Annotated in this window: 19 protein-coding genes and 1 riboswitch; of the genes, 7 read left to right on the top strand and 12 right to left on the bottom strand. The window is 61.6% G+C overall.

Going from position 1 to position 24,214, the window contains the following annotated elements; translation table 11 throughout:
* Positions 1-26: 26 nt before the first annotated feature.
* Positions 27-1,586, top strand: coding sequence for a heme peroxidase family protein (locus tag LQ231_RS07115; protein ID WP_230170813.1), 1,560 nt, complete (start codon positions 27-29; stop codon positions 1,584-1,586).
* Positions 1,587-1,601: 15 nt separating this feature from the next.
* On the opposite strand, the gene LQ231_RS07110 is transcribed toward LQ231_RS07115, so the two are convergent.
* The 4 genes from LQ231_RS07110 to LQ231_RS07095 form a co-directional block, all read right to left on the bottom strand.
* Positions 1,602-1,916 (bottom strand): hypothetical protein, encoded by a 315-nt coding sequence (locus tag LQ231_RS07110; RefSeq protein ID WP_113140508.1) that lies wholly within the window; start codon positions 1,914-1,916, stop codon positions 1,602-1,604.
* A gap of 169 nt (positions 1,917-2,085) precedes the next feature.
* Positions 2,086-4,176: a methyl-accepting chemotaxis protein gene (locus LQ231_RS07105; protein WP_290371346.1), complete on the bottom strand. Its 2,091-nt coding sequence runs from the start codon at positions 4,174-4,176 to the stop codon at positions 2,086-2,088.
* 229 nt (positions 4,177-4,405) lie between these two features.
* The gene (locus tag LQ231_RS07100; RefSeq protein WP_230170811.1) at positions 4,406-5,164 is read right to left on the bottom strand and encodes a crotonase/enoyl-CoA hydratase family protein; all 759 of its coding nucleotides are present in this window, start codon (positions 5,162-5,164) and stop codon (positions 4,406-4,408) included.
* 158 nt (positions 5,165-5,322) lie between these two features.
* On the bottom strand, positions 5,323-7,113 hold the full coding sequence (locus tag LQ231_RS07095; protein ID WP_230170810.1) for an acyl-CoA dehydrogenase: 1,791 nt from the start codon (positions 7,111-7,113) through the stop codon (positions 5,323-5,325).
* A 335-nt stretch (positions 7,114-7,448) separates the two neighbouring features.
* On the opposite strand from LQ231_RS07095, the gene LQ231_RS07090 reads away from it, so the two are divergent.
* Positions 7,449-9,359, top strand: a complete 1,911-nt coding sequence (locus LQ231_RS07090) for a PhoX family phosphatase (protein WP_230170809.1) — start codon at positions 7,449-7,451, stop codon at positions 9,357-9,359.
* Between the two features lie 108 nt (positions 9,360-9,467).
* The gene (locus LQ231_RS07085) at positions 9,468-10,463 is read left to right on the top strand and encodes a CorA family divalent cation transporter (RefSeq protein WP_230170808.1); all 996 of its coding nucleotides are present in this window, start codon (positions 9,468-9,470) and stop codon (positions 10,461-10,463) included.
* Positions 10,464-10,604: 141 nt separating this feature from the next.
* Here LQ231_RS07085 and LQ231_RS07080 read toward each other — a convergent pair whose 3' ends face one another.
* The 3 genes from LQ231_RS07080 to LQ231_RS07070 form a co-directional block, all read right to left on the bottom strand.
* On the bottom strand, positions 10,605-11,045 hold the full coding sequence (locus tag LQ231_RS07080) for a BA14K family protein (RefSeq protein WP_007597083.1): 441 nt from the start codon (positions 11,043-11,045) through the stop codon (positions 10,605-10,607).
* 315 nt (positions 11,046-11,360) lie between these two features.
* On the bottom strand, positions 11,361-12,446 hold the full coding sequence (locus LQ231_RS07075) for a hybrid-cluster NAD(P)-dependent oxidoreductase (protein ID WP_230170807.1): 1,086 nt from the start codon (positions 12,444-12,446) through the stop codon (positions 11,361-11,363).
* A gap of 1 nt (position 12,447) precedes the next feature.
* The gene (locus tag LQ231_RS07070) at positions 12,448-13,692 is read right to left on the bottom strand and encodes an aromatic ring-hydroxylating dioxygenase subunit alpha (protein WP_113140731.1); all 1,245 of its coding nucleotides are present in this window, start codon (positions 13,690-13,692) and stop codon (positions 12,448-12,450) included.
* Positions 13,693-13,790: 98 nt separating this feature from the next.
* A riboswitch (cobalamin riboswitch) is annotated at positions 13,791-13,994 on the bottom strand.
* 305 nt (positions 13,995-14,299) lie between these two features.
* Between LQ231_RS07070 and LQ231_RS07065 the strand changes: the two genes are divergently transcribed.
* Positions 14,300-14,905, top strand: coding sequence for a DUF6656 family protein (locus LQ231_RS07065; RefSeq protein ID WP_113140502.1), 606 nt, complete (start codon positions 14,300-14,302; stop codon positions 14,903-14,905).
* A 33-nt stretch (positions 14,906-14,938) separates the two neighbouring features.
* Here LQ231_RS07065 and LQ231_RS07060 read toward each other — a convergent pair whose 3' ends face one another.
* Complete coding sequence (locus LQ231_RS07060; RefSeq protein WP_230170806.1) at positions 14,939-16,018, bottom strand: GGDEF domain-containing protein; 1,080 nt, start codon at positions 16,016-16,018, stop codon at positions 14,939-14,941.
* A gap of 221 nt (positions 16,019-16,239) precedes the next feature.
* On the opposite strand from LQ231_RS07060, the gene LQ231_RS07055 reads away from it, so the two are divergent.
* From LQ231_RS07055 to LQ231_RS07045, 3 genes are read left to right on the top strand one after another with little or no spacing between them, the layout of a single operon-like run.
* Positions 16,240-17,235, top strand: coding sequence for an L-threonylcarbamoyladenylate synthase (locus tag LQ231_RS07055; protein ID WP_230170805.1), 996 nt, complete (start codon positions 16,240-16,242; stop codon positions 17,233-17,235).
* A complete protein-coding gene (locus LQ231_RS07050; RefSeq protein WP_230170804.1) occupies positions 17,232-18,671 on the top strand; it encodes an FAD-binding oxidoreductase in 1,440 nt (479 codons plus the stop codon). Before LQ231_RS07055 ends, LQ231_RS07050 begins: the two co-directional genes overlap by 4 nt.
* Positions 18,672-18,673: 2 nt before the next feature.
* Positions 18,674-19,060 carry a LysR family transcriptional regulator gene (locus tag LQ231_RS07045; protein ID WP_113140499.1) on the top strand — a complete coding sequence of 129 codons (387 nt, stop codon included), beginning with the start codon at positions 18,674-18,676 and terminating at the stop codon, positions 19,058-19,060.
* A gap of 1 nt (position 19,061) precedes the next feature.
* Here the strand turns inward: LQ231_RS07045 and modC are convergent, their stop codons facing one another.
* The 4 genes from modC to LQ231_RS07025 all read right to left on the bottom strand — a co-directional run bounded on the left by modC (position 19,062) and on the right by LQ231_RS07025 (position 24,006).
* Positions 19,062-20,147 (bottom strand): molybdenum ABC transporter ATP-binding protein, encoded by a 1,086-nt coding sequence (modC, locus tag LQ231_RS07040; protein WP_113140498.1) that lies wholly within the window; start codon positions 20,145-20,147, stop codon positions 19,062-19,064.
* The gene (gene modB / locus LQ231_RS07035) at positions 20,147-20,839 is read right to left on the bottom strand and encodes a molybdate ABC transporter permease subunit (RefSeq protein WP_290371345.1); all 693 of its coding nucleotides are present in this window, start codon (positions 20,837-20,839) and stop codon (positions 20,147-20,149) included. Before modB ends, modC begins: the two co-directional genes overlap by 1 nt.
* 61 nt (positions 20,840-20,900) lie before the next feature.
* Positions 20,901-21,698: a molybdate ABC transporter substrate-binding protein gene (gene modA, locus LQ231_RS07030; RefSeq protein WP_230170803.1), complete on the bottom strand. Its 798-nt coding sequence runs from the start codon at positions 21,696-21,698 to the stop codon at positions 20,901-20,903.
* A gap of 121 nt (positions 21,699-21,819) precedes the next feature.
* Positions 21,820-24,006, bottom strand: coding sequence for a DUF1217 domain-containing protein (locus tag LQ231_RS07025; RefSeq protein WP_230170802.1), 2,187 nt, complete (start codon positions 24,004-24,006; stop codon positions 21,820-21,822).
* Between the last annotated feature and the right edge of the window lie 208 nt (positions 24,007-24,214).

The following is a 24,214-nucleotide window of genomic DNA, read 5'->3' as shown; positions in this document are numbered from 1 at the left end:
GGGAGCCAGGGAACCAGGAGACTGTCATGTCGGAAATTGCCATGCACGGACACGGTGTCCGCGGGATGAAACGCGCCTCCTTGATGGCGCTGGCCGGAAATGCCGATCCGGGAAAGTTCGGCCTGATGTTTCCACATCTGCCGCCGCTGGTTGCCAACGAGGATGCGCTGTTCCAGCTGGCATTGGCGATGAAGGACACCAAGGGCGACGACGGAGACAATCCGAAAATTCCGGCCGGCTATACCTATCTGGGGCAGTTCGTCGACCATGACATCACGCTCGACACGACGCCGCTGAAGCAGCAGAAGGCCGACCCGCTGGCGACCACCAATTTCCGCTCGCCGGCGCTCGATCTCGATTCGCTCTATGGTGACGGACCGGGCATCCACCCTTATCTCTATGCGAAGGACGGCATATCCTTGCCGCCGGGGCCGCGCTTCCTGATCGGCAAGGCGCATGAATCCGATGGCCTCGTTGCGCAACGCATTCCCGAACGTCCCAACGACCTGCCGCGCAACAGCCATGGCCATGCGCTGATCTTCGACGAGCGCAATGACGAGAACCTGCTGGTCGCGCAGTTCCACCTGCTGATGCTGAAATTCCACAACAAGGTGGTCGACCGGATCGCGGCGAGCAAACCGGGGCTGACCGGCCTCGATCTCTTCCACGAGGCGCGGCGGGTCGTGACCTGGCACTACCAGTGGATCGTGATGTTCGATTTCGTCGAGAAGCTGACCGAACCCGGGCTGATCCGCAGGATCAAGCAGGAAGGTCGTCGCTTCTACCGTTTTCGCGCCAAGCCCTACATGCCGGCGGAATTTGCTGCCGCTGCCTATCGGCTCGGCCATTCCATGGTTCGCCAGTCCTACAGCCACAATGCTGTGTTCCGGACGGGAGGCATCACCGAAGGCACACTCAACCTGATGTTCAACTTCACCGGTAAATCCGGTCAGATCGTCGGAGACCTCGCGCCGGACGTGCCGCCGACACCGCTCGGGCCGCTGCGCAGCCTGCCGTCCAATTGGGTGATCGACTGGCGCCGGTTCTTCGAACTTGGCACGCTGGCGCAGACGGATCCGACTTTCACGCTCAACCTGTCTCGGCGGCTCGACCCGTTCATCGTGCCGGAACTGCACGCACTGCCCGGCCATCCGCCGGACATGACGACACCGCAGGCGCGTGAATTCGTCCTGCCATTCCGCAATCTCCGGCGCGGCGCCCAAATCGGTCTGCCGTCCGGCCAGGATGTCTGTCTTGCGATGGGCTTTGCCCCACTCAGCCAAGCCAACTTGTCGGACGGCGAAGATGGTGTGGTGGCGGCAACCCATGGTTTTCACAAGCGCACGCCGCTCTGGTATTACATCCTGAAGGAAGCGGAACAGCTGCACCATGGCGAGCGGCTCGGGCCTGTCGGCTCGACGATCATCGCCGAGACCTTTCTCGGCCTGGTGCATGGGGACGACAGATCCTTCCTATGGCAGCGATCAAACTGGGTGCCGGAACTGCCCGGCGAGACGCCGGGCCATTTCACCATGGCCGACCTCGTGCGCTTCGTCGATGACATCAACCCGGTCGGCGCCGGCTGACGTCACGAGAGCGGCTCAATAGGTGAAGAGCGTGCCTGTGCCGGTCGTATTGGCGCAGCGGCAGCGCTCGCCGACACGACCGGAGCTGGCCGGGCAGGATGCTTCTGCACCGCCGTTGCGGGTGCCTGACGGGGGAATGACGCAGTAGTAGCGCTGTGGCCGGACGCCCGGCTGCCTCTGGCGTCTCGACTGGCTCTGGATGATGACATCCTGATTGTCGTTCACCAACTGGAAATCGGCCTTGGATCGGCTGCCTGCCATCGCGGAGCCGGAAACGGTCGGCAGGTTCAAGACGGCCAGGCAAAGGAAAACGCAAAATGCACGCAACATGGCGACCTCTAATACTTCGCTCTTCATCTCGATAAACGCATGAGACGAACGTTTGTGCGATCACTATCGGCAGAACCGGTGAACAGAAACTGAACCGACGAACAAACTCCGGGCAAAAAAACGGCACCACGATGGGTGCCGTTTCTGCGTTTCAGGGTGAAAACCGGGATCAGGCCGCGTAGCGACGACGCGGCTCCTGCGTGTTTGCCCGCTCATCGATGCGGAACTGGGCGAGAAGACCGGTCAGGGCTGCGGCTTCGGTGGCCAGACCATGACTTGCCGCCGTCTGTTCCTCGACCATGGCGGCGTTCTGCTGGGTGCCCTGGTCCATGGTGTTGACGGCGGTGTTGATCTCGGACAGGCCGGTCGACTGTTCGCGCGACGCGGTCACGATCGCGTTGACATGGCCGTTGATCTCCTGAACCTCGCGAACGATGACGTCCAGCGCCTGGCCGGTCTGGTTGACCAGTTCGACACCGGCACGCACCTGGTCTCCCGATGCACTGATCAGCGTCTTGATCTCCTTCGCCGCATTGGCCGAGCGCTGGGCGAGTTCCCGGACTTCCTGGGCGACGACGGCAAAACCCTTGCCGGCCTCACCGGCGCGGGCGGCTTCCACGCCGGCATTCAGCGCCAGCAGATTGGTCTGGAAGGCAATCTCGTCGATCACGCCGATGATGTTGGAGATCTCGCCGGACGACTTCTCGATCCCCTGCATGGCGCCGACCGCGCGCTGCACGATCTCGCCGGACTTTTCCGCCCCGCCCCGGGCACGGGTGACCAGCTGGCCGACTTCCTCGGCACGATGGGCACTGTCCTTGACCGTGGTGGTGATTTCCTCGAGGGCGGCGGCCGTTTCTTCGACGGAGGCCGCCTGCTGCTCGGTGCGGCGGGCGAGATTGTCGGCCGACGAGCGGATTTCGGTCGCGCCGCTGTCGATGGCGCGGGCATTGCGGCCAACCATGGCCAGCGCATCATGCAGCTTGGTCACCGAGTTGTTGAAGTCGGCGCGCAGGCGATCGAGATCACCGGCGAACGGCGTGTCGATGCGGTGGACGAGATCGCCATTGGCAAGGCGACCGAGGCCATCGGCCAGAGCCTGCACGGCGAACGACACCTGCTCGGCCTCGCGAGCCTTGATCGTTTCGCGCTCGCGGCGCTCCTGTTCGGTCATCGTGCGGGTTTCATCCGCCTCGCGGGCCAGGCGCCCACGCTCGATGATATTGTCGCGGAAGACGGCAACGGCGGCTGCCATCTGGCCGATTTCGTCGACGCGGTCGGTGCCCGGAATATCGGCGGAGACATCGCCACCGGCGAGCTTGCCCATGACCCCGGTCATATCGACGACCGGACGCACGACGAGCCGCGAAAGCAGTGCTGCAAGCACCGCCGTCATCGCGATGACGCCGATGATCGTGGCGATGGTGGCGGCCACGCGGAACTGGCCGATGCTGGCATAGGCCAGGTCGCTGTCGACGGTGACGCCGAGATACCAGTCGCCCATCGGCAGGCCCTTGATCGGCAGGAAACTGACCAGGACGGACTTGTCGGCAAATGTGCTTTCGCTGATGCCGCTGCCGATCGTCGGCGTGTTGGCCGGGAAGGCATCAGCCAGCTTCTTGGTCACCAGCGCATTGTCGGCATGAACCAGGATGGTGCCATCGGCCTTGACGAGAAAGGCGGAGCCCTTGCCGCCCATGTCGACGGATTTGACCATGTCGACCAGGGAGGTCAACGAGAAGTCGCTGGCGGCGACGCCGAAGAGCTTGCCGTCGCGCTTGACCGGCATGGCGGCGCTGATGATCAGGTTGCCGGTCGATGCATCGGCATACGGGTCGGTCAGGACCATCTTGTCGGCCTTGACGGCATCCTGGTACCACGGGCGCTTGCGCGGATCGTAGCCTTCCGGCAGCGGCTGGTTCGGAACGGAGGTGAACACGCCCTGCTCGTCGCCAACATAGGTCGACATGAACTCACGGATCAGCACGGGATTGTCGAAGGCCGCGGTGATGCCGGCGGCGTCGCTCGCCTTGGCGGCCGCATTGCCGGCCAGCTCGGTCAGCATGACGCGGGCACCCAGCCAGTTGGCGATGCTCTGCGATGCCTGAAGGCCGGAGGAACTGATCTCGCTTTCCACCGCATCGGTGGCGGCCCGGCGTTGCAGGCTATCGATATAGACCGAGAAACCGGTCAGAGCGGCCACGACCACAAGGGACGCGACCAGCAGGATTTTGGTCATCAGATTGGAACGGGCGCTCACGGGAATTCCTGAAATTCTCATCCGACATTTCGGCATGCAGATGCAGCCGGGCCGGACACTGCCATTGGGTCATGGTGTGACAAGCATGCAACCTCATGTCGATGCCGCGATTCTTTTGGATCGCCATTCACCCATGAATAGGTCGAGAGAATTAAGAGGAATTTAAGCAAAAGCTCACGCTGGCAAATAAACTGACGAACGTCATTTATTTCCGCAGTGCGACCCGAGCCTAGCGTCCTTTCATGAAGGCCTCGAAGGCGGCGCGGGCTTCCGTGCTCTTCAGCTGGGCGACAAAATGCACCAGCTCTTCCTGCATGCGTTGACGCACCTCGTCCGGATTGCCCCGAACCAGGGCACGGGCGATCTTCATTGCGGCCGGCGGCTTTGCGGCGAGCGCGGCGGCTATCTTCAGGGTTTCGGCCTCGACGTCTGCGGGCGCGACCACTTTCCAGATCAGGCCGGCCTCTCGCGCCTGCTCGGCGGAAAACCCTTCGCTTGCGGCCAGCATGGCAAAGGCACGCTGATGGCCCATGATGCGCGGCGCGATCAGGCTGGAGGCGGCTTCCGGCACCAGGGCGAGATCGACGAAGGGGGTCTTGAACAGGCTGCGGTCGGAGGCGACGGTGAGGTCGCAATGCATGTGCAGCGTGGTGCCGATGCCGATGGCGAGGCCGTCGACGCCGGAGACCAGCGGCTTGGTGACCTCGGTCAGCGCCTTCAAAAGGCCAAAGGCGGCGGGTTCACCCACGGCGCCGGCCATGGCGAAACCGAGGAAATCGGCCATGTCGTTGCCGGCCGAGAAACAGCCTTCCGAGCCGAGGAAGACGATGGCGCGGACCTGATCGTCGGCTTCGCCTTCGAGCAGACCGGCGGTGAGCTTCTGGTACATGGCCTGGGTAATGGCGTTCTTCTTGTCCGGCCGGTTGAAGCGCAGGACGAGGACGCCGGGATGGGTGTCTGGGCGGGTGATCTGGATGTGGTCGGTCATCTCGGGTTCCTGAGGTGATCCCCACCCTCCCCTTGAGGGGGAGGGTCGGAGCGCAGCTCCGGGGTGGGGTGAACAACGGCAATCGATGGGATTTGCAATGGGGTCACCCCCACCCGCCGCTTTGCGGCGACCTCCCCCCTCAAGGGGGAGGTGGAGCGTTAAGCGAATAAAGCCCGTGCCGCCTCCAGGCTCGCAGCACCATTGATGACGCGGTCCTTCAGGGCTGCGGTTTCTGCGATGATGTTTTCGGCGGCAAAGCGGCAGAGCGCCAGGCGATGGTCGCGGCCGTGTTCCTCGTCGGCGAGTGCACCCTTGGCGAGATAGACGCCGGTGAGCGCCAGGCCGAAGAGACGCTGGTAAGGCGTGGCACCGGCGAGTGCAGCACTTGCGTTGCCTGCAGCCAACTGCGAGAGCAGCCATTCCGTCGTCTCATCCAGATCGGCGAGGCTTGCGTCCAGACGGTCTGCGGTTTCGCCGAAGCCGTCGAGGTTGGAGGCACGGACCGCCGCGACGATGTCCCGCAACTCATCGATGAAGCCGCGCACCTGGGCGCCGTTCGATAGCGGCAGTTTGCGGGTGACGAGGTCGGCGGCCTGGATGCCGTTGGTGCCTTCATAAATCGGGGCGATGCGGCTGTCGCGCCAGAAGCGGGCAGCACCGGTCTCCTCGATGAAACCCATGCCGCCATGGGTCTGGATGCCGAGCGAGGCCACTTCGACGCCGGCATCGGTGGCGAAGGACTTGGCGATCGGGGTGAGCAAGGCTGCGCGCTCGGCCCAGTGACGGGCCGTATCACCCGCCTCGTGGTGGCTCATGTCGGTGGCGTGGGCGCAGACATAGCAGATGGCACGCGCGCCTTGCGTCAAAGCCTTCATCGTCACCAGCATGCGGGCGACATCCGGGTGCTCGATGATCGGGCTCATGCCGCCGGTCTGGCCCTGCCCCGTCCAGCCAGGGGCTTTGCCTTGGGTGCGGTCCTTTGCATATTGAACCGCCTTCTGGGTGGCGGCCTCGCAGATGGCCACACCCTGCATACCGACCGCGAGACGCGCATTGTTCATCATCGTGAACATGCAATTCAGGCCCTTGTTCTCCTCGCCGATAAGATAGCCGATGGCACCCGGCTCATCGCCGAACTTGCCGTCGCCGTAGATCATCGTGCAGGTCGGCGAGCCGTGGATACCGAGCTTGTGCTCGAGCGAATGGCAATGGAGATCGTTGCGTGCGCCGAGCGAACCGTCGTCGTTGACGAGGAATTTCGGCACGAGAAAGAGCGAGATGCCGCGGGTGCCGGCAGGCGCATCGGGCAGGCGCGCGAGAACGAGATGGATGATGTTCTCGGTGATCTCGTGTTCGCCCCAGGTGATGAAGATCTTCTGGCCGAAGATGCGGTAGGTGCCATCATCACGACGCTCGGCGCGCGATTTCATCACACCGAGGTCGGAGCCGGCATGCGGCTCGGTCAGGTTCATGGTGCCGGTCCATTCGCCGGAGACCATTTTCGGCAGATAGGTCTGCTTGAGACTGTCGGCGCCGTGGACCGTAACCGCATCGACTGCGCCCATGGTCAGCGTGGGGCCGAGCGCAAAGGCCATCGAGCCGGAATTCCACATTTCCAGCGCTGCTACATTGAGCATATGCGGCAATGCCTGGCCGCCGAATTCTTCCGCAGCGGTCAGCGAATTCCAGCCGCCTTCGGCCCAGTGGCGATAAAGATCGGCCCAGCCGTCGGGAACGATGACCTTGCCGTCGACCATGCGGGCACCCTGGGTGTCGCCGATCTCGGCAAGCGGTGCGACTTCGTCAGACGCGAAGCGACCAGCCTCCGACAGAATGGCATCAACGAGATCGTCGCTCAGGTCGCCGAGCTTGCCCTCGTCAATTGCCTTGGCCAGACCGGCCACATGCTTCAAGGTGAACGCAATCTCCTCCACGGGCGCCTTGTACATGGCATTCTCCTCCACATCTCATGTGCAACTGCCCGCAATCATCCCCCACCCGGGATGTGCGAAGCTTCCCACTTTGGCTAATTGATTTTTACGTAAACGTCAAACTATTTGCATGAACGCAGCCCTTGAGCCGGCACCCGTCACGCCTCTTCGCGATCATCATTTGTGGCCGCATCTGTTGCCTAGGGCCTTGCAAACCATAGCATGAGCGCTGCGCCATCGGTGTTTCAGGCATGCGCGATGTAGCGGCGCGTCCCCCATTCGTCACATGTCTGTCATCGCCACTGACTAACCCAAATGCTGGAACCATTCCAATCCAACCTCGGAGGTCAACCATGAGCGACACGAACACGAACCATCTGTCCTGGGATGAATGGGACGAACTGCACAACCCGCCGCCGGCCGTGACCGATTTCGACCGCGTGGTCGAGCGCGCCGTCTCGCGCCGCGGCTTTCTCGGTGTACTCGCCATGGGTTCGGCTGCTGTTGCCATGGGCTCGGTGGGCAACCTGATGTCCTCGACATCCGCACAGGCCCAGGAAGCCGCATCGCGCTTCCCGTTCAAGCCGATCGCCATTGCCACCGACGCCACCGTGCATGTGCCGGAAGGCTATAGCTGGAAGCCGCTCGCCAAGTGGGGCCAGCCGCTGTTTTCCAATGTCGCCGATATCGATCCGGTCAACGGCGTTTCGCTGGAAGCCTCCGACAAGGTGTTCGGCGAGAATACCGACGGCATGGAGAGCTTCGTCGTCGGCACCCATCAGGTGATCGCCGTCAACCACGAATATGTGAACAACGAGACCAACCTGCCCAACAACGAAAAGGGCATGCCGAAAAGTCTCGACGACGTGAAGATCCTGCAGAACATGCAGGGCGTGACCGTGATGGAAGTGGCTGAAGGTTCCGACGGCTGGCAGATCGTCCTCGACAGCCCGTTCAACCGCCGCATCCATCACAACACACCGATGAAGCTCTCCGGTCCGGCTGTCGGCTCGGACCTCGTCAAGACGGCTGCCGATCCGAACGGTGTCGACTGTCTCGGGACCTTCAACAACTGCGGCGCCGGCAAGACGCCCTGGGGCACGTATCTCACCTGCGAAGAAAACTTCAACGGTTACTTCGGCTCGACCGTCGCCGACTTCAAAATGCCTGACGATTACAAGCGTTACGGCATCGTTGCCGAGACGCGCTACGGCTACGAACTCTTCGACGAGCGTTTCGACGTGTCGAAAAATCCGAACGAACCGCGCCGCGCCGGTTATGTCGTCGAGATCGATCCGACGGATGCATCCTCGACCCCGATCAAGCGCACCGCGCTTGGCCGTATCAAGCATGAAAACGCCGCCGTGGTGATTGCCCGCGACGGCCGTGTAGTCGTCTATATGGGCGACGACGAGCGTGGCGAGTTCCTCTACAAGTTCGTCTCCGCCGGCATCTATGTCCCGGGCGGCGACACATCGACGCTGCTCGACGAAGGCACGCTCTTTGTCGCGAAATTCTCCGACGAAGGCACCGGCGAATGGCTGGCGCTGACGCCGGAGACCACCGGCATGAAGGCAGACGAGATCGCCGTCTTTACCCGCCAGGCCGCCTCCAAGGTCGGTGCGACCACGATGGACCGTCCAGAATGGGTCGCGGTCAACCCGGTCGCCATCGAAGCCTATTGCGCGCTGACCAACAACAGCCATCGCGGCGTCCTGAAGGACGGCAAGATGCGCACCAATGCTGGTGGCGACGTGATGGAAATCAGTGCCGTCAACCCGCGCGAAAGCAACGAGTTCGGCCAGATCGTACGCTGGTATCCGGAAAACGACGACCACGCAGACGGCAAGTTCAAGTGGGACCTGTTCGTCATGGCCGGCAATCCGGACGTGCACAAGGGCGATGCCTATGCAGGTTCGTCGAACATCAATTCCGGCAACATGTTCAACTCGCCGGACGGCATGATGTTCGATTCGACCGGACTGCTGTGGATCCAGACGGATGGCGAGGATTCGAACGAAGGCGATTTCGTCGGCCAGGGCAACAACCAGATGCTTGCCGGCGATCCGGCAACCGGCCGCATCGAACGCTTCCTCACCGGCCCGAAAGGCGGCGAAGTGACCGGCATGACCTGGACGGGCGACAAGCGGACGATGTTTGTCGGCATCCAGCATCCGGGCGCGCCCTTCCCGGATGGCGAAGGCAAGCTGCCGCGTTCGACCATCGTCGCCGTCAAGCGAGAGGACAATGCCAGGATTGGCTAAGCCCTCGACATGAACCATCATGGAGCGCGCCGGCAAACCGGCGCGCTTTTTGCGTTCTCCGCCCGCATAGGTCTCGCCGCCGCATACAGCTTCGAAGGACAGCCGCCCATGCTCAATGCAATCCATGCCCTGCCGGGCCTTGTCTGGGGTTACCGGATCGATCCGGTCTCGGGCCAGGCAACACGGCTTTCAGCCGAGGTCACGCCTGCGATGCTGGCCGAAGGTCCCGGATTTCTCTGGTTGCATTTGAACATCGCGGATGCGCGCGTCGGCGCCCTGCTCGACGGTTTCGAATGGCTGACGGAGCAGGCGCGTTCCGTGCTGACCACACACGACACGCACGCCGCCTTGACGGTGGACGACCAGATGGTGTTCGGCACGCTGGTGGATTTTCAGCGCGAGTTCGACAAGGAGACACGCGATCTCGGCTGGCTGCACTTTGCCCTGGGGGAACGGTACATCATCACCACCAGGCTGCAACCGATCCGCTCGCTCGACCGGGTGCGGGCCGCAGTCGAGAAGAATTCCACGAAATATCGCAGCCCGATGCATCTGTTCGAAACGCTGGTGGCCGAATTCCAGCGTGGCATCATCGCGGTGGTGATCGACCTGACCGAGGAGCTGAACGCGATCGAGGATGTCGTCTATGACAGCGAATTGCGTGACGAGCGGCGCAGGCTGGCGCCGGTGCGGCGTGTGGTTGTCCGGCTCTACCGGCATTTGCGCACCATGCTGTCGCTGATGCGCCGCGCGGCGGCCAGCGACGACGAGGACATGCCATTCGGCTTCGATGAAGTGGCACAGCGGCTGACAGCCAGGCTGGAATCCGTCGATCACGACGTCCATGCCCTGCAGGAGCGCGCCCGGCTGCTGCATGAAGAAATCGATTCGAAACTGTCGTCAGAAACCAATCGACACCTCTACATCCTGTCGCTGATGACCGCGTTCCTGCTGCCGCCTTCCTTGGTTACCGGCTTTTTCGGCATGAACACATCCAATCTGCCGTTCGCCGCCGAGGCCGACGGCACGATCTTTGCCATCGGCTTCATCGCGGTCTCAATCGCCGCTGCCTGGTATCTGCTCAGGCGGGCGGGCATTCTCTAAGTAAATGCGCGTCTGCGTCTGGCCCAAACCAGCGTGTGGCAAGACCAGCATTGGCCAAAACGACAATACCCGGCACGAGGCCGGGTATTGAAGCGCTGACGGGGCGAGCTGTTCGGGCACGCCGATCAGAGAGGTATTGGCTCAATAGTAGGGCGACAGGCAACGCTGACGCGGACCGTTGTAGGGCTGGAACGTATTGCTGCGGCTGTCATACGAGCGGTAGCGGTTGGCGCACCACTGGTAGTGGCTCGGATTGATACCACCGGCGCTGGCGCGCGGCGGCTGCGAGGCCACAGCACCGCCAATGATCGCGCCGGCTGCAAACGCCGCAAGCGGGAACCAGGCGCCATTGTGATAGCGATAGCCCGGGCGACGATGCGAGTAACCACGGTGACCGTTGTGATAATGATCGCGGTTATAGTGACGGCGATATTCACGACGACGGTACTGAACCTCGGCGACGTCGGAGCTTGCCTCGACCGGCGCACGCGGCAGGCTCATGGCCTGTGCCGGCACGATGCCGGTAAAGCCGACGGCGGCAGCCAGTACGAGACCGGCCATACGTTTGAATGCAGTCTTCATGCGACTTTCTCCCTGCGTTTTCCGCGACCAGCATTATGTCCCGGCCCATGCCTTGAGACTGCTGATCCTGAAACGAAAATTAACGGCTTCATCCTGAACCCAGCATTAACATTGGTTTTATTCTAAAACTGATGCCGCCGCCTGTTTCGATGGCCGCGACCAAGCGACCGCGATTGCCTGTTAACGGGGCTGAGAGGAAATTGTTCCATCGAAACAAAGTCATGACGAAGGCCATGCGCCGGGCGCAAATCCCGGATGAAACGCAAAAGGCGTGCCGGCAATGCGGCACGCCTCTTGAAAACAGACCTGCGACCTTCAGGCCTCGATTTCGATATCGCCTTTCGGGCGCGAACAGCAGGCCAGAATGTAGCCCTCGTCGATTTCCTCATCGAGGATGCCGCCATTGTGCTCCATCTCGACCTCGCCGGAAATCTTGAGCACCTTGCAGGTGCCGCAGAGACCGGATTCGCAGGCGGCTCCGATGCGCACGCCGGCAGAACGGGCCGCCTGCAGAACGGTATGGCCCGGCGCACAAAGGCCGTCCTTGCCGGACATGGCGAATGTCACCATAGTCGGCTGCTCGCCATCAGAATGGTCGGCGACGACGATCGGCAGTTGCGGCTTGGCCGGCTGGAAGGTCTCTTCGTGATACTGGCTCATGTCGAAGCCGGCGCCGGACAAAGCCTCGCGAACCGTGGCCATGAACGGCTCCGGTCCACAACAGAAGACAGTGCGCTCAAGGAAATCAGAGGCCAGAAGCGCGATCTTCGCCTTGTCGATGCGGCCTTTCAATCCCGACCAGAGCTGTCCGCGACCCAATTGCTCGATGATGAAGCCGAGCGTGAAATGCGGCATGTCGCGCGCCTTGGCCTCAAGCTCCCAGCGGAAGATGATGTCGTCGGGCGAACGCGCACAATGCAGGAAGGCGATATCGCTGTCGGGCGAGCGATCGCCCATGTCGCGGCTCATCGACATCATCGGGGTGATGCCGGAGCCGGCCGAGATGAACAGGTATTTCTTGCCCGGATGGCGGGCATAGGAGAAATCGCCGAGCGGGCCGATCGCCTTCAGCGCCATGCCGGGCTTCAGGTTGTCGAACATCCAGCGGGTGCCGATCGAATCCTTCTGCGCCTTGACCGTGATTGCCACCGTGTAGGGCCGCGACGGGCTGGACGACAGCGTATAGGTGCGCATCACCGGTTCCGGCGAGGCCGGGATCTCCAGCGTGACGAACTGGCCGGGCTGGTAGCGGAACCACAGGCCCGGCTTGTTCGGCCGGAAGGTGAAGGTCATCACGTCGGGGGCTTCCGGCGTGACGGCAACGCATTCGAGCATGTGCTCCCGGTCCGACCAGGGACGCATCTCATCGACATGGCGATACTGGGTGACAGCGATATTCATCTCAGGCCACCGCAGACAGGCGGGCCTTGTCGCCCTGCAGCCTGTTGATCATGAAGGTCGTGTACCAGTCGACGAACTGCATGACGCCACCTTCGTGCTCGACCGAATAGGGCCCCGGCTCATAGGCCGGCGAACGGATGCCAAAGGCATTTTCCTCGACGATCGAGCGGTCCTGGTCATTGGTCATTTCCCAGACATGGGTCAGTTCCTTGAGATCGTAATCCACACCTTCGACCGCATCCTTGTGCACCAGCCAGGTGGTGGTGACCGCCGTTTCCTCGGCCGACAGCGGCGTGACCCGGAAGGAGATCGCGTGATCGACCAGGATGTGGTTCCAGGTCGAGGGATAGTGGAAGAGAAGCATGGTGCCGATATGCGAGGTCGAGACATCGTCAGACAATGGGCGCCTGACGGCGCGCTTGCCGGACATCGTGTAGCTTTCGGCCTCCTGGATTAGCGGCATGCGGGCGGTGCGGAACTGGCCGGACGGGTCAATATTGAAGGTGCTCGGCAGACCGGCGGCTTCGCAGCGGGCCCAGTGTTCAGCGATGACCGGATCATCGCCGGCGCCCTGCACGCCAGTCGCAGTCGGGGCTTCCGGATAGGTGCGGCAGAGTTCCGGGTGGTTGCTGGCGCAATGATAGCACTCGCGGTTGTTTTCCCAGACGAGTTTCCAGTTGCCCTTCTCGATGATGGTGCTGCGATGGGCGACCTTGGCTTCGGCAAGCCGATGCGGCTTCATGTAGGGTTCGATCGACGCGCGGACCGGGGCGAAATCGGCCGGCTCATTGGCCAGGCAGATGAAGATATAGCCGGCGACGCTTTCGCAATGAACCGGCTTCAGGCCGAATTCACTCTTGTCGAAGGTTTCGCCCATCTGGCGGGCGAAGACCAGCGAACCATCGAGATCATAGGTCCAGTTGTGATAGGGACAGACCAGCTTGGCGGACGCGCCACGATCCGAGGTGCAGACACGGTGGCCGCGGTGACGGCAGGTGTTGTGGAAGGCGCGGATCACCTGATCCTTGCCGCGGACCATGACGATCGGATAGTCGCCGACCTGAGCGGTGAAATAGTTGCCGGCGCGCGGGATCTCGCAGTCATGGCCGATGAACAGCCAGTCGCGGTACCAGATCTGCTCCATGTCGAGCTTGAAATAATCCTGATCGATGTAGAAAGGCTGCTCCAGGCTGAAGCCTTCCCGGCGGTTCTTCAACTGCCGCAATACGGTGCTGTGCAGATCCATGTCGTCCTCGTTCGTTTCACCGGCGATGGAACAGGAGCGCAGCACCAATCGACCCGAAACGGGCGATCACGGCTATCTCCGGCCGCCCACCGCGACCTCATATATCCTTGCATCAAGGCTGGTTTCCGGGCTCTGGAGACGTCTGTTGCCAGACTACGTGCGGCGCCTTCCCAGGATCTTCCCAGTGGCCTTTTGCCGTCACGCGAATCTCCACCACCGTTGCGGGGGCAGCGCCGGATTTTGACCGGCTTCCCGATTTCCCACCCTCCCTACGGGGCAGCACCTCGAGCTTGCCGATATCTAAACACAGCCAGCCGTCGGGTGCTGCATTGCGAAACGACACGTCCGGGAATGTTTGCGACATGCCCATGCAAATGCGCCAAAAGCAGCTCCTCAAAAATGATGTGTCTTTTCTTGGGGATAGGTCGTTTCAGTGACGTCTGTGACTATTGCGATGGCGCAAAATGACAAATCTGTGCAGGTCGCAGCAAGAACTGCATTGCGGCAAGCCTCGCGAAACCTCAAGGGGCCACAGTAGACGCAAATCATGATTAACCATGTCGCTGTAAGATCGGCGTACCGAGCCAGTAACCGTCAGAGCCTCGACATGCAAAAACTTCGATATTACGCGGCCCCGAAAGTCCCGGACAAAAGCGCGACTGCGACGAAGGCCGCGCATACCGAATTCCTGCGCACCGGACGCATCTCGCGCCATCGCGACGACTGGCTTTCGGAGGAAAAGCGCTACCTCACCTATGCGGAGGTGGCCGTGCGTACCGGGCGGCGTCTGGAAACGGCGGCGGAGACCACCCATAGCCGGATCAACGGCTTTCATCGCTCGATCCAGTTTCCGAAAATTATCTTTCACAAGACGCTCGATGACAGCCCGCATCTCGGCTACTGTCACGTCACGGCGGCACGCACCAATTTCGCCCAATATGCCGACGTGAAATGGGCCTTCTACATTGCCAACTTCTTCGCCGAAATCGGCGGCAGCGAGCAATTCTTCGAACAGATCCGGCAGAGCTATACCCGGATGTATTTTGCCGTGGCAATCAAGCCGGAAACCGAGCAGAAGGCCATGGTCGTCGACCGGTCGATCCGCGACAACGGGCTGCTGTTTCGCACCCACGACCCACGGGAAGCCTTGCGCAATGTGTTGATGCTGGGTGCCCGCGACACGGAAATCCGCAAGATCATCGCCAAGCTCTGACCCCAGGCCTGCTTAGCCGGGCTCAGGACCGGCTCAGACGCCGAAGCCACCCACCGGCTTCTTCTTGTAGATAAGCCAATCCTTGGACGTATAGTCGTTGGCGCCATAAATCGTGACGGTGTCGCCGCCATTGGCCTTCGAGGTGGCAAGCGCCTTCTCGGCAAAATTGGTGAAATCGAACGCATTCGGAGCCTGTTCGGAGAAGCAGACGCCGAAGGACATGGCCATCTGACCCGGAGTGCGCCCGCTGGACGAGCCAACAAAGGCCGTTGCCTTGAGCTTGGCGCGCACCAGCTCGATGACACGGCTGATTTCATCCGCGTCGGACGTATAGAGCAACAGACCGAAGCGGCCGGCATCGAAGCGGCAGGCAAGGTCGCCGCCACCGGATGCGGCCTCGAGCACCTTGGCAACCTGCATCAGGAAACGTTCCGCGACAGCCGGCCCCATCTGTTCCTGGATATGGGTGAAATCGTCGATTTCCCCGACGGCAACGCCGCAAAGAACCGGCATTTCCGGATTGGCATAGATCTTTGCCACGGCCTTGTTGAAGGCGCGGCGGCTGGCAAGACGGGTGAGCGGATCGACAAATTTCGCCTGTTCGGCTTCCTCGGCCTCGCGTTGCATGTCGGCCAGCGATGCCGTCTTGTCGACCACGGCGCGCACGACATTGCTGTTCTGGTGGGCGCGTTTTTCGGTCGCGGCCTTGAGCGCCTTGATCGACTGACCAAGCGGCGTTCCCTCGAGATCGGCCTCTGTCAGGATGGTTTTCGAGGCATTGCCGATGGCACGACCATAGTCGGAGAGGGAAATCTTTTCCTCGTTGAGCAGATTGATGAAATTGCTCATCTCCGCGCGGACCTGGCCGCTCTGGCGGCTGAGCAGGCCATCTTCATGGTGATGGGGCAGGTATTTGCGGCCCAGTTCGTCCAGCGCCTCCTGGCTCTTCACCTTGCCGAGCGCGATGAATTCCCGCACCAGTTCCGGATTGCTGCCGGCGTAGGCCTCGTAGACAAGCTCATAGTTGCGCGGAAGTCCGTCAATGCCCATCTGATGCATGGCAGTTGCCACACGAAGCGCTATGCTGGAGGCGGGATTCTTGACTTGCTGCATCTGTGGCTTCCCGGCTTGAGGCGGCGTTTGTCTCGTTGTCGGCGACTATAGGCAGAAGAATTCTTTCTTTCGGTTACATCGATATATAAAATTTTATCTTTGCTGGATCCCCTCAAATTACACTGTGGAACATTGTAGGCAGTGGTTCTGCAAAAAGGCATTTGATCGCGCATAAGGGAACACGCTAAGGACAGCGGGAACACAGCTAACGAGGCAGGCACATGGCCCGGATCATCGCAATCGGCGACGGCATGGATGAGGCGATCAACGCCGCATCGGTGATCCTTGCACTCGGCCGTCCGGTAGCGATCCCGACCGAAACGGTTTACGGCCTTGCTGCCGACGCCACCAATCCGGCCGCCATCACCAGCATCTACGAGACGAAGGGCCGACCGCGGTTCAACCCGCTGATCTGCCACATGGCCGACCTGGACATGGCCGAGCAGCATGCCGAGTTCGATCCGCTTTCGCGCAGACTGGCCGAGCATTTCTGGCCCGGGCCTCTGACATTGGTGCTGGCGCTCAAGCCGGAAAGCGACATCCACCCGCTGGCAACGGCCGGGCTGGACAGTGTTGGCATCCGCGTTCCTGTCGGCTTCACCGGCGACCTGATCCGGCATTTCGGCCGGCCGCTTGCGGCACCGAGCGCCAATTCGTCCGGCAAGATCAGCCCGACGTCGGCAGCCCATGTCGATGGCGATCTCGGCGACAGGATCAATCTGGTGATCGATGGCGGCGCCTGCGAAGTCGGCGTCGAATCCACAATTCTCAAGGTTGAGGACGGTGAAATCCACCTGCTGCGCCCTGGCGGCGTGTCCGTCGAGGATATCGAGGCATTCGCCGGTGTGCCGGTGCAGCGCCCCAAGATTGCCGGCGCGGCGATCATCGAGGCCCCCGGCATGCTGGCCTCGCATTACGCGCCGAATGCAGGGGTCCGCCTGAATGCCACTTCGGTTGGCAGGCTCGAAGCGCTTCTGAACTTTGGCAACACAGCCGTCGCCGGTCAGGACGACTCCAGAATGGTGTTGAACCTGAGCCCCGCCGGCGATCTGGCCGAGGCGGCCGCCAATCTGTTCGACTATCTCAAACAGGCCGATGCGACCGGTGCCGTCGCCATTGCCGTAGCGCCCGTGCCCGACACCGGCCTTGGCGAAGCGATCAATGACAGACTGGTGCGCGCCGCTGCACCGCGTGATGCGGAAGGACCCGTGGAATGACCATGACGCTGACCATGACATTGACGCGGGCCGAAACGCTGCGGGCATTCATCGACATCGTGGGGGAAGCCCATGCGCTGATCCTGCAGGACGACATCAAACCGTACCTCACCGAGAACCGCGGGCTCTATCACGGTTCATCGCCACTGGTGCTGAAGCCTGGTTCGACAGCGGAGGTTTCTGCCATCCTAAAACTCGCCAGCGAGACCGGAATGCCGATCGTCCCGGTCAGCGGCGGCACCGGCCTTGTCGGTGGCCAAGTGCCGCGCGAGGGCAGCGAGGACATTCTGCTGTCCCTGGAGCGGATGAACAAGATCCGTGAAATCGATCCGCTCGCCGACGTGATCGTCGTCGATGGCGGCTGCATCCTGGCCGAGGTGCAGAAGGCGGCCGAAGCGCATGACCGGCTGTTTCCGCTGTCGCTCGGGTCCGAAGGCTCCTGCCGGATCGGTGGCAACCTCTCGACCAATGCCGGCGGCACGGCCGTGCTTGCCTATGGAAACATGCGCCAGCTTTGCCTCGGGCTAGAGGTTGTGCTGCCGACCGGCGAGATCTGGGACGGTCTGCGGCGGCTGAAGAAGGACAATAGCGGCTATGACCTGCGCGACCTGTTCATCGGCGCGGAAGGCACGCTTGGCATCATCACGGGCGCCGTGTTGAAGATGTATCCGCGGCCACGCGGCAAGCAGGTGGCCTTTGCCGGCCTGACGTCTCCGACACAGGCACTGGCGCTGTTCGAGAAGGCATCGCAGCACTGCGGCACGGCGCTGACCGGGTTCGAACTGATGCCGCGCCTCGGAATCGAATTCACCACGAAACATATCCCCGGCGTGCGAGACCCCTTGCCCTCGGCCCATGCCTGGTATGTGCTGATCGACATTTCCACCTCCGATTCTGCCGAGACGGCGGACACGATGATCCAGGCGCTGCTCGAGGACGCCTTCGAGGCCGGCCTGATCGAAGACGCGGCGATTGCCAGCTCGCTTGCCCAGCAGGAGGCCTTCTGGCATTTGCGCGAGAGCATGTCGGAGGCGCAGCGGCCGGAGGGTGGCTCGATCAAGCATGATGTGTCCGTGCCGGTGTCGCGCATTCCGGCTTTTCTCAGCGAAGCGGACGCGGCCGTGCGCCGTGTGATGCCGGATGCCCGCATCTGCGCCTTCGGCCATCTCGGCGACGGCAATATCCACTACAATATCAGCCAGCCGGTGGGCGCCGACAAGGCAGAGTTCATCGGCCGCTGGCGCGAGATGAATGCCGTGGTGCACGGGATCGTGCATGCGCATAACGGCTCGATTTCCGCCGAACACGGTGTCGGACAATTGAAGCGGGACGAGCTTGCCGCCAGCCGGCCGGCGATCGAGACCGAATTGATGCGGCGGATCAAGCAGGCTTTCGACCCGAAGGGCATCATGAACCCCGGCAAGGTCATCGACTGACCATGACCAAGGAGACGCGCCTGACACTCAGGATCGACCTTGCCAATGGCGCGCGTCTTGGTCCGGGCAAGGCGGAGCTTCTGGCGCTGATCGTCGAACACGGCTCGATCCGGGCGGCGGGGGCTGCGATCGGCATGTCCTACCGCCGGGCGTGGCTGCTTGCCGACGAGATCAACCGGATGTTCACCGAACCGTCGATCTTCACCCGCCATGGCGGCAAGAGCGGTGGCGGCGCCGGACTGACGCCGTTTGGCGAAAGGCTGCTCGCCTGCTGCCAACGGATGGACAGCGAGAGCCGGAAGGCTTTGGCGGCGGATCTTGACTGGCTCGATGAGGCGATGAACCGCGCGTTCGAAACGGGCAAGTCGGAAAAGCCGGAGCGCGATTAGCTCAGGCGCGTCGAAATAGGCCTTCCGGCGCGATCGACACCGTCTTGAACAGCAGATGGACCGGCTTGCCGATGGCGAGTTCAAGCTGGGTCGCCGAACGGCGGGTGACCTCGACGACCATGTGTTCGCCACCGCAATCGACAACGATCGCGACGGCTGCGCCATTTTCGCGTTGAATATCCGTGATCTCTCCGGCCAGACGATTGAGGGCCGACAGACCGCCGACATCGGCGGTGGCCAGCACGATATCGGCGACTGGGACAAAGACGCGGATCTCCGTGCCGGGAGGCAAATCGACCGCCCGCAGAAACAGGGGACCGGCTGCGGATTGCGCTTCGGTCAGCCCGTCATCCTCATGGCGGGCGGTGATGGTCGCGCAGATGAAGTTGCCGGCCGGCAGGGCGCCGGCGCCACGCGGCACATTGGACAGCACCGCATCCGGCGCGCCGATGGCAATGGTCCTGCCACGCTCCAAGACCACGACACGGGTCGCGAGCCGCGCGACTTCCTCGATCGAATGGCTGACATAGACGATCGGTATGCCGACCTCGTCGCGGATACGCTCGATATCCGGCAGGATCTGCTGCTTCAGCTCGCTGTCGAGGGCCGACAGCGGCTCATCCATCAGCAGCAATCTCGGGCTTGCCATCAAGGCACGGCCCAGCGCGACGCGCTGCTTTTCGCCGCCCGACAGGTTTTGCGGACGCCGGTCCAGCAAGGCGGAGAGCCGCAACAGATCGGCAACACGTGCGAGGCTCTCGCGGCGCTCGGTGCGCGGCAACAGGCGTTCGCCATAGGCAAGGTTCTGGCGCACCGTCATATGCGGAAAGAGCCGCGGCTCCTGAAAGACATAGCCGATGCGGCGGCGATGGGGCGGCAGGAAAAGACCATGATCGCTATCGCTCCAGGTTTCGTCCGAAAACCGGATCTGCCCTTCGCTCGGCCGAACAAGGCCGGCAATCATGTTGATCAGCGTCGTCTTGCCGGACCCCGAGGGGCCGAACAGCGCCGTCAGACCTTCCCCGATCTGAAGCTCGGCCTCAAGCGAGAAGCCCCCCTGCTGATGGCGGATGGCGATGTCCAGCATCAGCCCTCTCCCATGCGTGCGGCCAGGCGGCGGGCGAGAACTTCGGACGCAATCAGCGCGGCGAAGGAAATCGCAATCGAGATCAGGGTTAGCCGCATGGCGGCCACATCGCCGCCCGGCACCTGGGTATAGGTGTAGATGGCGCTTGCCAGGGTCTGGGTTTCGCCCGGAATGTTGGAGACGAAGGTGATCGTCGCGCCAAATTCGCCCATCGCCTTGGCAAACGCGAGGATGGCGCCGGCGGCAATGCCCGGCAGGATCAGCGGCAGGGTCACCGTTACGAAGACATAGGGCGGCGGCGCACCAAGGGTTGCGGCTGCGGCTTCCAGCCGGCGATCGACGGCGTCCATGGACAGGCGGATGGAACGGACGAGAAGCGGAAAACCCATGACGGCGGCAGCGAGCGCTGCCCCGGTCCAGCGGAAGGAAAAGACGAGGCCGAACCAGCTTTCCAGAAAGGCGCCGACGCTGCCCTTGCGCCCGAAGGTGATGAGCAGCAGATAGCCGGTCACCACCGGCGGCATGATCAGCGGCAGATGAACCAGGCCATTGAGCAGCGTCTTGCCCCAGAACTCGCGGCGCGACAGCAGCCAGGCGACGGCGATACCGACAGGCAGCGAAAAGACCACGGCAACGGCCGCGACCTTCAGGCTGAGCAGCATTGCGGTCCATTCCTCGGCTGTCAGCGTCACGCGGTCATCCTGGTTGCAGTCTTTCAACGCCGGTCAAAGAGTTTTGACCGCACGGTCTTGATCAGTTCGTTTTGGCGAGCACGGTAAAACCGGCCTCGGTGAAGACGGCGTGGGCCTTTGCCCCCTGCAGATAGGCCAGGAAGGCGGGGGCGGCGGCATTGGTGCTGTCAGCGGTCAGAGAAGCCGGGTAGACAATGGCCTGATGGCTGTTTTCGGGGAAGCGATCGAGAATGCGAACGGTTGGATCGACCTTGGCATCCGTTTCATAAACGATGCCAAGCGGCGCTTCGCCACGCGATACCAGGAGCAAGGCGGCGCGGACATTCTCAGCCTGTGCCACCTTGTCCTTCACCGCGTCCCAGACGCCGAGTTTCTCCAACGCGGCCTTGCCATAGGTACCGGCCGGCACGGCATCGACATTGGCCATGGCGAGATGGCCGTCCCCGAGAAGCGCCGCCAGCGGGAAGCCTTGGGTAATGGTTGTGGTCTGCGTGGACTCTTTCGGCGCGACAAGCACGATACGGTTGCCGAGCAGATCAACCCGGCTATCCGACTTGATCATGCCTGCCTTGTCGAGATGGTCCATCCATTTCAGGTCTGCCGAAATGAACAGGTCGGCCGGCGCGCCTTCCTCGATCTGCCTGGCGAGCGCCGAGCTGCCGGCAAAGGACAGCCGGACATCATTGCCAGTCTCCGCCTTCCAATCGGCCGCGATCTTGTCGACGCTTTCTTTTAAGCTTGCTGCCGCGAATACGGTGACCGGCTCGGCGGCGACGGCGGCCATGGGCACGAATATGATGGCCGCTGCGGCAATGACGACGCGGCTGCCGAAAGCAATACGTTTCCAGAATTCGCGCATCGAAAAACCTCTAATCCGATATATTCAGCGAGATACATCGATAGATCAAAAAAAACCTGCCGGCAAGTTGCGGCAGGTTTTTAGCGACGATCAAATCACATGGCGCCAGCCCTCGCAGGGACTAATATTTCAAACCGGCCAAGCTGGTCAGGAGGTCGGCGGAAATCCCCCCGCCGCTGCCCTGGAGAATGGACAGTGCGGACGTGTCGTAGCTGGCGTTTTCGGTGTCATACATGGCCGTGTAACGCTGCAGGAAGCGCTCCATCTTGGCCGGGTCCTGGAAATCCGAGAGCGTGATGTTGTCCTCGACGATCTTCGCCTGCATGTCGACGTCCATGTTGGAAAAATCCTCGGAATAACCGAAGGTCGTGCGGAAGACTTCCAGCAGTGCCTCATCGGCGATCAGGTCATAGGCATCGGTCAATGTCGGCGCCGTGCGTTCGAAATACAGCGCCAGGCGAACACCCTGATTGCTTTCGCCTTCGATCTCTTCAAACGTCTGGCGCAGGTAGAGATTGATGGTTTCCAGCGTTTCGCCGCGTTGCTGCACCGTTCCGACGGTATCATCGGTCAGGTTGCCCTCGCTGTCGAAATTGAACGAGGCGAGCATTTCCGCCCATTTGGTATTGGCCTGCTGGTTCGCGAAGCTCTTGGGATCGTCGAGATCCGACGCAAACAGCTGCTTGAGGAAGTCGTCTGTTACCTCATCGCCATCGAAGCCGAATGCGCCGAGCACGACATCGACGACACGGCGGTCGGCCAGAAGTTCGTCAACAGTGCGGATGGTGGCGATCTGCTCCTGGTAATATTCGGACTCCTTGGTGGCCGCTTCCTTTGCCGTCGTCTGCTCGTCGCCCTCCAGGTAGAGGATCTTCTTGACGATGTAGTCTTTGGCGACATTGGTCGCCGTCGCTTGGTTTTGCGCCTGCAACGGTGCCTTCGCATCACCTTCGCTATCGAAGTTGAACAGCGTCGCCATCTCGATCAAGCGGGAATCCCGCGACTTGTTGGCATAGCTGTTCGGATCGGTGATGTCGCTGGTCAGCGCCTTGCGCAGCTCGGAATTGCTGAACTCGTCGGCTTCAAAGCCAAAGGCACGCTGCAGCATCAGGCGCAGGGAGCTGTTGTCGAGAATATCGTCGACGCTGGTGATCTCGGCCATTTTTTCAGTGAAGTAACTGGTTGACGACGCCTTGAGCTCCTCGCTCTCGTCATCGTAAAACTCTGCAAAGCCGGTATTGGTTGACGCAAGCTGGGCACTGCCCTGCGCCGAGTAGCCCGTCTTGACGTTGCCGTCCGTGCCAAAATTGAACTTTTGTGCAACGGCGACCCAAGCGCTGCCGCCGTTGGTGATGGCGTAGTTGCCCGAAGCACTCACGTCACTGGTCACGATCGACTTGAACACCGAAGCGGTCACCGTTCCGTCAAGCTCCAGAGCGGTCTTGACGTAGTTGAACAGCCGCTCGTCGCCGGTGATGTCCTCGACGGTGGTCACATTGGCGATCTGCGCGGTGTAATAGGCTTTTTCGCGCTGAAGATAATATTCGGAGGCGTAGGTCTGCTCTTCCTCGATATAGAGACCAACGGTGCTTTCCTTCTGGTCGGCGGTCTGGGCCGTCGTGCCCGAAAGAGAGCCATCGGTGTTGAAGCTGAAAGCCTGGGCCAACTTGAGGAAAGCCGCCGAATTCGACGCGTCGTTTTCCACCAACTGGTTGACGTAGCTTGCGCTGTCACTGAGATCGCTGGTCAGGATCTTGGTGAAATGTTCCTTGGTGTAATAGGTACCGTCAATGCCATAGGCATCGAGAACATAGTTGAACAGGCGGGTGTTCTTGACCAGGTTGTCGGCCGAGGTGACGGTGTCGATCACCGACTCGTAGTAGTAGGTTTCCGTCTCGATCGCGTCGTTTTCCGCAACGAGCTGCTCATCCAGAAGTGCCAGCAGCTTGGTCTCCTGCGCCGACGTCTGGGAATCCTTGGTCTGGCCGGTGAACTGGAAAGCGGCGGCGAAATTGCGATATCGATCGTCGGACAGCACGTTGGCAAAGCTGGAGCTTTCGCTGAGATCGCTTTCCAGGACCTTTTTCATATAGGCCTTGGCATAGGTCATCTCCTCGAGACCGTGGGCCTTCATTGCAAAGGAATAGAGCCGGTAGTCGTCGAGGAATTCATCCACGGACGTGACGTTGCCGATATTCTCCTCGAAATACGCGGTTTCGCGCGCAACCTGGCTGTCAGAGGCGACGCGGTTGAGGCTCGACTTCATATCTCGCGTCGCAAGATCATAGCTCAGATATGTGGAGACCATCGCGTCCTCGGCAGAAAAATCGATTTATACGAATCGCATCATGCGCCTTAATCCTTGCTCGGAGCTTTATATCTTTATGAAGAAACGCTGCGAATGCGCTTTTTGAAACTGCCGCATGAAGCAGGCGGCATACCGGCTTGGCCTTCCCGCATCCCGGCGATCCGACATCTGTATCGATCTGGAATAGATCGTGGCCGATTTTCACTTT

It is taken from the genome of Rhizobium sp. CECT 9324, assembly GCF_918741265.1.
In the GTDB taxonomy this organism is placed as follows: Bacteria; Pseudomonadota; Alphaproteobacteria; order Rhizobiales; family Rhizobiaceae; genus Allorhizobium.
Note: the sequence above shows the minus strand (reverse complement) of the source record. Positions and strands in the feature narration are given on the sequence as shown.

What these genes read in the sequence shown, in the direction of transcription:
- LQ231_RS07115 (WP_230170813.1), top strand. Translation starts at nt 27, where the DNA reads ATGTCGGAAATTGCCATGCACGGACACGGTGTCCGCGGGATGAAACGC.
- LQ231_RS07110 (WP_113140508.1), bottom strand. Translation starts at nt 1,916, where the DNA reads ATGTTGCGTGCATTTTGCGTTTTCCTTTGCCTGGCCGTCTTGAACCTG.
- LQ231_RS07100 (WP_230170811.1), bottom strand. Translation starts at nt 5,164, where the DNA reads ATGACCGACCACATCCAGATCACCCGCCCAGACACCCATCCCGGCGTC.
- LQ231_RS07095 (WP_230170810.1), bottom strand. Translation starts at nt 7,113, where the DNA reads ATGTACAAGGCGCCCGTGGAGGAGATTGCGTTCACCTTGAAGCATGTG.
- LQ231_RS07090 (WP_230170809.1), top strand. Translation starts at nt 7,449, where the DNA reads ATGAGCGACACGAACACGAACCATCTGTCCTGGGATGAATGGGACGAA.
- LQ231_RS07085 (WP_230170808.1), top strand. Translation starts at nt 9,468, where the DNA reads ATGCTCAATGCAATCCATGCCCTGCCGGGCCTTGTCTGGGGTTACCGG.
- LQ231_RS07080 (WP_007597083.1), bottom strand. Translation starts at nt 11,045, where the DNA reads ATGAAGACTGCATTCAAACGTATGGCCGGTCTCGTACTGGCTGCCGCC.
- LQ231_RS07075 (WP_230170807.1), bottom strand. Translation starts at nt 12,446, where the DNA reads ATGAATATCGCTGTCACCCAGTATCGCCATGTCGATGAGATGCGTCCC.
- LQ231_RS07070 (WP_113140731.1), bottom strand. Translation starts at nt 13,692, where the DNA reads ATGGATCTGCACAGCACCGTATTGCGGCAGTTGAAGAACCGCCGGGAA.
- LQ231_RS07065 (WP_113140502.1), top strand. Translation starts at nt 14,300, where the DNA reads ATGCAAAAACTTCGATATTACGCGGCCCCGAAAGTCCCGGACAAAAGC.
- LQ231_RS07060 (WP_230170806.1), bottom strand. Translation starts at nt 16,018, where the DNA reads ATGCAGCAAGTCAAGAATCCCGCCTCCAGCATAGCGCTTCGTGTGGCA.
- LQ231_RS07055 (WP_230170805.1), top strand. Translation starts at nt 16,240, where the DNA reads ATGGCCCGGATCATCGCAATCGGCGACGGCATGGATGAGGCGATCAAC.
- LQ231_RS07050 (WP_230170804.1), top strand. Translation starts at nt 17,232, where the DNA reads ATGACCATGACGCTGACCATGACATTGACGCGGGCCGAAACGCTGCGG.
- LQ231_RS07045 (WP_113140499.1), top strand. Translation starts at nt 18,674, where the DNA reads ATGACCAAGGAGACGCGCCTGACACTCAGGATCGACCTTGCCAATGGC.
- modC (WP_113140498.1), bottom strand. Translation starts at nt 20,147, where the DNA reads ATGCTGGACATCGCCATCCGCCATCAGCAGGGGGGCTTCTCGCTTGAG.
- modA (WP_230170803.1), bottom strand. Translation starts at nt 21,698, where the DNA reads ATGCGCGAATTCTGGAAACGTATTGCTTTCGGCAGCCGCGTCGTCATT.
- LQ231_RS07025 (WP_230170802.1), bottom strand. Translation starts at nt 24,006, where the DNA reads ATGGTCTCCACATATCTGAGCTATGATCTTGCGACGCGAGATATGAAG.